Source organism: Selenomonas sp. oral taxon 126 (assembly GCF_001683335.1).
In the GTDB taxonomy this organism is placed as follows: domain Bacteria; phylum Bacillota; class Negativicutes; order Selenomonadales; family Selenomonadaceae; genus Centipeda.
In genome coordinates this window covers 2661785-2670235 of record NZ_CP016201.1, presented here as the reverse complement: position 1 = coordinate 2670235, position 8451 = coordinate 2661785, and the positions used below count along the sequence as shown (strand labels likewise).

General features: G+C 55.2%; 10 protein-coding genes. 9 read left to right on the top strand and 1 reads right to left on the bottom strand.

Annotation, left to right across the window (positions count from 1 at the left end; genetic code table 11):
* The 8 genes from AXF19_RS15640 to AXF19_RS12170 form a co-directional block, all read left to right on the top strand.
* The coding region (locus tag AXF19_RS15640) for a transposase (RefSeq protein ID WP_237141618.1) at positions 1-347 on the top strand (347 nt) is incomplete at its 5' end.
* Between the two features lie 210 nt (positions 348-557).
* Positions 558-1055 carry a helix-turn-helix domain-containing protein gene (locus AXF19_RS12200; protein WP_172837396.1) on the top strand — a complete coding sequence of 166 codons (498 nt, stop codon included), beginning with the start codon at positions 558-560 and terminating at the stop codon, positions 1053-1055.
* 12 nt (positions 1056-1067) lie between these two features.
* Positions 1068-1313 (top strand): hypothetical protein, encoded by a 246-nt coding sequence (locus tag AXF19_RS12195; RefSeq protein ID WP_066849405.1) that lies wholly within the window; start codon positions 1068-1070, stop codon positions 1311-1313.
* Positions 1314-1356: 43 nt separating this feature from the next.
* Positions 1357-1578, top strand: a complete 222-nt coding sequence (locus AXF19_RS12190) for a helix-turn-helix transcriptional regulator (RefSeq protein ID WP_066849402.1) — start codon at positions 1357-1359, stop codon at positions 1576-1578.
* A gap of 159 nt (positions 1579-1737) precedes the next feature.
* Positions 1738-2070, top strand: coding sequence for a hypothetical protein (locus AXF19_RS12185; protein WP_066849395.1), 333 nt, complete (start codon positions 1738-1740; stop codon positions 2068-2070).
* Entirely contained in the window at positions 2057-3643 is a 1587-nt protein-coding gene (locus tag AXF19_RS15635; RefSeq protein ID WP_237141617.1) for a ParA family protein, read from the top strand. Before AXF19_RS12185 ends, AXF19_RS15635 begins: the two co-directional genes overlap by 14 nt.
* A 20-nt stretch (positions 3644-3663) precedes the next feature.
* On the top strand, positions 3664-4440 hold the full coding sequence (locus AXF19_RS12175) for a hypothetical protein (protein ID WP_066849394.1): 777 nt from the start codon (positions 3664-3666) through the stop codon (positions 4438-4440).
* An 86-nt stretch (positions 4441-4526) separates the two neighbouring features.
* A complete protein-coding gene (locus AXF19_RS12170; protein ID WP_066849392.1) occupies positions 4527-6002 on the top strand; it encodes a type IV secretion system protein in 1476 nt (491 codons plus the stop codon).
* 61 nt (positions 6003-6063) lie between these two features.
* On the opposite strand, the gene AXF19_RS12165 is transcribed toward AXF19_RS12170, so the two are convergent.
* A complete protein-coding gene (locus AXF19_RS12165; RefSeq protein WP_066849384.1) occupies positions 6064-6321 on the bottom strand; it encodes a hypothetical protein in 258 nt (85 codons plus the stop codon).
* 89 nt (positions 6322-6410) lie between these two features.
* Here AXF19_RS12165 and AXF19_RS16060 point away from each other — a divergent pair, with 89 nt between their 5' ends.
* Positions 6411-8405 carry a peptidoglycan DD-metalloendopeptidase family protein gene (locus AXF19_RS16060; RefSeq protein WP_066849381.1) on the top strand — a complete coding sequence of 665 codons (1995 nt, stop codon included), beginning with the start codon at positions 6411-6413 and terminating at the stop codon, positions 8403-8405.
* Positions 8406-8451: the final 46 nt, after the last annotated feature.

The following is an 8451-nucleotide window of genomic DNA, read 5'->3' as shown; positions in this document are numbered from 1 at the left end:
GGAAGGGGCAGTGCATCCACGGCAACCACAGCAAGATACCGCTTCAGGAACGGGTAAAACGGTTGGAAGTGAGCAAAGTCTTTCAGCGGGAGCGGGAGGAAAATCTGGCACGGATACGCAGCACGGAGGGAATCCTCCTGCGGATGAACCGGAGCATACAGGTAGAGGGAGCATTTGCACAGATCAAGGAGAACTTCGGATTCCGACGGTTTCTGACGCGGGGACAAGAGAGCGTCTTAGGAGAAGCAATTCTGCTGGCACTTGCGCACAATATCTTGCGGTTGCACGAAAAGATACAGCGGGACACGGTGGGGCGGCATCTTATTGCGCTCAAGGAAGCTGGATAGGACAAGGGACAGAAAAACAAATAAGGGCAGAAGAACAAGGGCGAATACAGGGATCGCCCTTGTTCCTCTGCCCTGTTTTAGTGGATCTTGTCTTTTTGCTGGACTTTTACGAAAATGATGCGCTTCCATGAAAAGAGGGCTACTGTACGAAGACAAATTTTCCTTCGTGCAACATCCCCTTATTTTTTTGCAAGAAAGGTGGTGATGAGGATGATGAGTGTGAAAAGTTTTCTCGAATACGTTGCAACGCTGCCGGAGGATTGCATTGAAGTGAAGACAGAGGAGGAAACACGGTTTCACCTGCCTCGCAAGGAGTCTGTTGTGTGTCCTGCCTGTGGATCGACTTATGCGAGCATAGATAAGTACCATTTGCAGCGTTTGCGCGGGCTTCCTGCTGCGGTCGGGGCTTATTTTTACAACAGGCGGCGCTATCGGTGCAAGGATTGCGGGAAGACGTTTGCCAAGCCGAATCCCTTTCTTGGACGTCGGCAGCGGGCGATTGGAAATCGGCTACGCCAGATCAGAGCGCAGAAAAAGATTACGCAGGGGCAGGTGGTAGAGGCGTGCGGCGTACCGCTGTATCTGTATCGGAAGTATGAGGATAACGCAGAAATACCGTCACTGATGGTAGCGATGAAGATTGCAGACTATCTAAACACGGATGTGTTGGAGCTTTGGGGAGATCAGCTCAGTTCGGCATCGAAGTAAGAGGTGGGCGCTATGACGGAATATGTTGTCACCGTCGGAATCGGTCAGCGGGAGGTCTGCCGATCCTCCTCGGAGGTTGGAGCGATTGCCTATGCAGAGGCGTATGCGCGGAAGTATATGGAGAATGTTTCTGTTCATACGGACGAAGCGCATCCCGTTTTTCTCGTTGATGTTGTTGACGGGCAAATCCTTGTAACCGACTGTGATATGCAGCAAGCGGCGTGGGATCAGTTCATCGAGGAGGATGATAAAACATAGGAAATCAGAGGAGTTTTTCTCTGATACGATAGGGAGGTGCGAAATGAAAAACCGATTGCGTGTCATACGGATGGAACGGAAACTGCGGCAGATGGACGTAGCACAGTTCTCTCATATCACACATCGGACGTACTGGGGATACGAGCGCTGCGATATGCTCCCGAATGTTCTCACGGCAATCCGAATCGCAGATGCACTGGGGATTCGGGATTTGCGTGAGATTTGGCAGGAGGATGCAGAAACCCCCTCGGGCTATCGACACTAGCACGAGGGGGTTGGAAAAAGACATTTGCTTTCCACGGAACAAGACTTTCCACAGCCAGATTCATTGTGAAAAACAAACCGCTATTTGATTATAGCAAAGGTATATGAATCCGACAAGTGGGAGGTGCATTAGAAAGCAAGCAAAAAGGGGGGATCGTAAGTGCCGGGCAATCAGGAAACCATCGACACGCTTAGGAAGAAGAATCAGGCACTGGAACGAAAACTCCAGTATTTAGAAACCGTCATCGAACTGCACAATATCTGCACGTTCGAGGAGAATTTACACAAGTTCAAGCTAAATGTCCGATCCGGACTTCGACAGGTCGCAGCAGAATTTCAGGCAATGGAATACGCTCCGGAGAATGCAGAGCGGGTACGCGATCTCATCGGTTTCTTGCAGCACGTTATCAAGGAGCTGGAACGCTTTCTCTATCCTGCTGCGGCACAGGACGAATCGGCATATACAGGAGGAAAAGGGCATGAAGACGCTTAGTTTTATCAACTTGAAGGGCGGCGTAGGCAAGACGACGATTGCAACGAATCTTGCCTATCTGGTCGCAGAGTCATGGGGGCTGCGCGTCCTTTTCGTTGACAATGATAAGCAGGGCAACGCCTCACGTTGGTTCGGCGCGGATGAAGAAAAGGGGACGCTCACCAATATTTTGATGGATGGTGCAAAGGCGAGCGACGTACTTCAGCACTCACGTTATGAGGGGATTGACTTCATTGCCTCCGATATGGGGCTGATTGAAGCCAACTATGCTGTGATCGGCGATCAGGAAACGCGGCAGGATGTCATTTTGAAAAATGCGCTGGAGGAGATTGCCGGCAACTATGACCTCTGTATCATAGACAATCCTCCGGATGTGAACATGAGCGTGTTCGAGGAGGGCATGGACGCACGCCGCAGTTATTTCGACAGCATCCTGCCGACAAGCACGGCAGAGGGGAAGTCGTCCCTCCCGTCTCCCGCCGAGGTCTTCGGGCGCGCCTATCCTGCGCGCATCGAGGAACACGCACGCGCCGTGCTGCTGGAACAGGACGCGCGCACACTTTCCGGTCTGCTCAGAAAGGGACACGCGCCCGCCGACGTACAGGAAGCGTACTTCGGACACAGCCTATTTCGGAGGCTTACGGAGGACGAGAAAGAGCGCTGCCTCTTTGAGAGCGACGCCATCACGACCCTGATGGAGCGCGAACAGGCACGCAGCGACGGCGAGCGGGCGCACGCCAAAGAGCGCTTTGCGGAGGAAATGCAGCGCCTATGGGCAGCGTATGAGGATGATGTGCGGGAGAATCCGAACACCATCCCCTTTGCCGAGGGGCGCGTCGTGGCGAAACTCATCGACGAAGAAGATTTCTCGGCGTATACCATGCAGAGCGTCCTCCTCGAGGAGAGCCGCTGCGCATGGGATGATGAGGAGCGACAGGCGTATGCGGACAAGCTCGTTGCGGAGGCATTGCAGCTGAGAGCCGCGTATGACCGTCTGGATGACGCGCCCTGCATAGAACGCGCGGAGAACGTGGAAGAACTCTACGCGGCAATGCTGCACGAGGCGCGGCAGAGCGCATACGACGGACTCCTCGACGATACCGATGAGGAGCGCGTCATTGCCGAACTCGTCGCCGAGGACTTCGCCCGTGAGGAGCTTGCCGCAGCCATGCGGCAGCATTCGCCCCTGCTCCTTGCCCCCGCACGGGACAAGGAGGCGTATATCGACGGCGTTCTTCATCGGCGCGGGCAGGGGAAGAAACCCTATCTGAACGACGCGAAGAAAGCCTACATCAGCGCGTATGACCTCTATCGCCGCCGCCTCCTCGCCTATGATCGTCTGCTGCACACGCAGGGAAAGAGCGTTGACATGGACTATCCTGCCGCTTGCACGCTCCTCACGCAGCAGCTCATCAGGGACAAGAAAGCGACGCGGGACGATCTGAAAGACCTCCTGCGTGCCGACAAGGACGCCCGCGCAGGGCGCGATGGGAAGGGGCAGGAGCGGCAGACGGGGGCAGAAGAGCGGCAGGAGGAACGGGCACGCGCCCGCAGCCTCAGCCCTGACAACTGACACAGGAAAGGAAGAGCAAGATGAACCACAAACGACTTCAGACAGCCGTCATCATCGGCTGCCTCCTCGGCGTCACTGTTCCGTTCGGAGCGATGGCGATCTCCCATCGTCCTGCGGACGCAGCCATCTTCGTTATCGACGAGAAGAACATCGCCGAGGCAGTCAAGACGGCAATCACCACAGCCGAAATCCTCACCACCGAGCAGCAGGAACTCGCGTTCAAACTGCTGGACGCAAAGAAGCTCGACCTAAAGATCATCGCTGACTTCCTGCAAAAGCATACGAACGTCCAGATTCAGATGAAGGAGGGCAACTTCAGCAAGACGCCTGACCAGCTCCGTCAAGAGGGACTCAGCACAGGCATACTCAATCAGCACACGAGCGTTCAGTCCGTCCTCATGGACGAGATTGGATCCATTGAGTCCGTCTTGAACACAGAGAGCAGCCTTGTCGATCCCTACCACGAGAGCGTCAAGAATCATCGCATACTGGATGCAAGCTATCAGGATGCGGCTAGGAGCGCACAGAACGCGCAGCGTGCAAGCGAGACACTGAACAAGGGCGTGCAGCAAGCCGTAGAGGCGTCGAACAGTGCCGAGGGCGAGCAGCAGCTCCTCCAGTCCGGCATCCAGATCGCCGCTGCGAACTACTACATGAACCGCAACACCAACGAACTCCTCGCCAACCTCCTAGCCATGCAGGCAGAGGAAGCCTACGTCGCCAATCGTGAGCGGGCAATCATCGAGCGGCGCGAAGAGGCGAGCAAGGAGAGCCTAAAGACCTTTGTAGGGAAGTAAGTGAATATAGACAGAAAAAATTCAGATGTTCAACTTGAACATCTGAACGCCTTTAGGGGGTTATTCACATTTAGAAGGGAGTCACTATGACAAAGTACCTTCCTGCCGTGCTGCTTGCCGTCCTCGTCCTTGCCCTGCCCGATGCCGCGCTTGCTGCCGGCAACGATACCATCATCAACGCGGGGACGGGACTGGGCGGTACATTCGATACGAAACTCCGTGAGATCGCGGGCGGCATCGTCACAGCAATGAACATCGTCCTTATCATGATGACGGTCATCTCGGGAATGATGATTGCGTTCGGTCTTGAGGACGGTAAAAAATTTATATGGCAGGTCATGCTCGGGGCAGGGCTTGCCGCAAATTTCGGTGCGTTCATGCTGGACGTGGGCTTCTGGGACTTTGCCGGCAAATACGCTGCAACGACGAACGCCGTCACCTACTTCGAGCCGCAGCTCGCCAAGACATCAAGCGAGTGGAACATCCTCGGCAAATTCATGGACAACTACACCGAGCATATCATCACGCCCGGCGCAGCGAACATCCTGCCGTACTGCCTCAAACTCCTTGTCGTCCTTGCCGTCGTACAGGCGACATGGGAGATCACAATGAAGTTCGCCTCGGGCGACAAAATACAGTATATGATCCAGATGACGCTCAAGACCGGCTTCTATATGTTCCTCATGGTCAACTGGATCAGCCTCATGGGCGCGCTCTCGGATGGATTCGAGCTGCTCGGCTACAAGGCGGGCGGCAACAATGCGGCAGGTGCGAGCAATATTGTTGGCAACAACTGCGACCAAATCGTGAAGTTCTCCATTGATATGGTCAACGCAATATGGTCGGAGGTGTCATTTGCGAGTCTCGGCATCCTGCTCATCTCCGTCATCGGACTGTTTGCCATTGTCTACTGCCTCTTCATGACCGCGCTCGAAATGTTCATGGCGCGCATCGAGTTCTATACGATGGCACTCCTCACCATCCCACTGCTTGCCTTCGGCGTCACGGAGAAATTCGCATTTCTGACCGAAAAGGCAATCGGCGCGATGTTCAACCTCGCAATCAAAATCTGCGTCATTGCGTTCATCAGCAGCATGGCAGTACCGTTCATCGAGAGCTTTACGAAGGACTTTCAAGCATCGAAGGGCTTCGGCTCGGACGTGGGCATCATCCTTCAGGCAATCCTCGCCTGTGCCATCATCTACTTCCTCACGAAGAAAATTCCTGCGCTCGTCACAGGGCTTCTGAACGGCTCTCCGCAGCTCGGCGGCAGCAGCATGGTCGATATGGCAAGAGGCGGCGCAGGAACAGCCGTCGCAGTCGCCTCGGGCGGCGCATCCCTCGCAGGACAGGTGACAGCAGCACGGACGGCGGCAATGGCAAAGGGCGCGGGCGGGGTGCGCGGAACGCTGACGCAGCTCGGGCGCAACTATGCAATGAGTCGCAGCCCCGTGCAGAGCTATCGTGGGGCGATGCAGTCGTTTAATGAAACATTGAGAGATACGAGCGATAAGCGTCTTGCTCAAATCGTACAGACGGTTAAAGATCAACAAGGTAAATAAGGGGGGCATAAACTAAAAAGAAGGGCAGCCGTATCGTTGCTGTCCTTCTTTGCACATCGTTTTAAGAGGCTTGAAATGCCCAATGTCGAGCTTCTGCGGCATCCTCTTTAATCTGTTGAATGTCTCCTTCCAGACGTTCGATTTTCGCATTTAAGCGTTCAATCGTTTTTGCCATCTCGTAGATGGTGTCAAGCATCATCGCTTCCTTGTCCTCGCGGCTCAGATTGTCATAGCGTGAGGGGGCTTCTGCGGGTGTGACCTCTTGGGTCACGGGTACAGGAGGTGCTTCCGCCTTTTTCTTACTCCCGAAAAATCCCATAACGATCATCCTCCTTGTCTGTTTTTCACCGTTACACTGATTTTATCGCATTGCCGTTTTCTTGTCAATTTCGGAAAGGAGCACCGTGCATGAAGCGCAGCATTTTCGTCCTTCTCCTCCTGCTCGTCCATCATCTTCTGTTTGCGGTGTCGGCGTTTGCCTACAACGAGGATACGGGCGCGCTTGACCGCGAGGGCAAGAAGGGCATGATGCGCGGCGCGATGATCTGCCCTGTCCTGAAGGGCGGTCAGCCCTATATGGTGGTTACATCCCCGCAGGGATGGCGTATCCATCCGATTACGGGGAATCAGAGCTATCACAAGGGTGTCGATCTCGACGCAGATATGGGGGACGATATTGTCGCTGCTGCCGCAGGAACGGTGATACTCGCGGGGTGGGTGGATGGCTACGGCAATACCGTCATGATTAACCACGGTGGCGACCTCACAACGCTCTACGGGCATAACAGCAGTGTCGTTGTCAGCGACGGACAGTCGGTACAGCAGGGACAGCTCATTGCCAAGGCGGGATCAACGGGCAACTCAACGGGACCTCACTGTCATTTTGAGGTGCTGCCCGATGGCGATTCGGCGGTCGATCCGGGGCTTTATGTCCCCGGGCTGCTCGAACTCGAGCGTGCGGAGGGCGGCGGCAATATCGACGGACACGCACCACATACGGATTCCCACGGCAGTTTGGTGGACTTTGTTGTTGCCAACGACTTTGCAAAGCCCGTCTACGATGTCATCGAGAAGACGGTCGACCTCGCACGCAAGGGCATTTCTCTCGTGCGGGAGTATATCGCCTCCATCTTCTTTGTCCTCATCACGATTGATCTCGCCCTCGGCGCGATGGCGAAGGTGACCGCCTCGGGGGGCGATCAGGAGCCGCTCATGCGCTGGATCATCCAGCGGACACTCTTCTATGCGCTCTGTCTCTTCCTCCTCTTTGAGTGGAGCGATGTGGTCGGCAATCTGTCTCTCTCGGGACTGCCCGTCCTCGGCGGGCTTGCGGGCGGGCATGGTGCAGAGGGCGTACAGGCGTCGCAGAACGCGCTGTCCGATCCGACACAGATCATCCAGAAGGGCGTCTCCATCATTGCGCCTGTCATCAACGAGGCGATGAAGGTAGAGGGCATTATGGATCTCGTCTTCCACGGACAGACGGCGCTTATATGTCTTGTCTTCGGCGGAACGCTCTTCATCCTCTTCTGCATCATCGGCTTGCAGATTGCCATTGCCTACATCGAGTTCTACCTCGTCATTCTCTTCTCGTTCACGTCCTTTACCTTTGCGGGGGAAAAGCATGTCCGAAAGTACGCCTCCAACGGGCTGAACGGCGTCTTCGCCGTCTCCCTCAATATCATGTTCTTCTGCCTTTTCTCCCTCATGCTGCAAACGACACTGGAAAAAATTGCGGTCGAGGGACTCGTGACGCAGAACACCGTCGCCGAGGCGCGTCCGTCCGGGGGCGGTGCAACGGGCGCAGCGGGCGAGCCGATCAAGAGTATGCAGGATCTCATGAGCCGCATCCGTCAGGTGGAATCCTACTACGGCAATTACCACTGTGATAATGGACTCGGCTATTACGGTGCGTATCAGATCAACAAGGACTACTGGGACAAATGGTGCAGCGACTATATGAACGCCTCGCCGAGTGTCTTTCTTGATACGGATGCGAACTATACGCGCTGGACGGGGAGCGGCGCGTATGATACCGCTCCCGAGCCGACGCATACCGCATACCCGTGGTCGCCGAAGAATCAGGATCTCGTTGCCGAGTTTGTCCTAACGGGCTACTATCTCGACTATGGCAGCTACGAAGCCGCAGCGCGTGCATGGACACGCGGGACAGGAGGAATGTGGGATGCAGAAGGGACACGCTACTGGAACGAGGTGCTCGGCAAACGCGGCGACGGCGGCGGCAGCAGCGAGGTCATGCGCGTCAAGGCGGTTGCGAACATCGTCCTCCTCATGCAGCTCACGCTTATCACACTCATGTTTATGTTCTTTGCCGACCGCGTGTCGAAATTCATCATGACACAGTTCGGACAGCCGGGCTTCCGTCTGACCAACGAACAATAATGAGTGAATATTTGCTAGAAAAATTCAGATGTTCAACTTGAACATC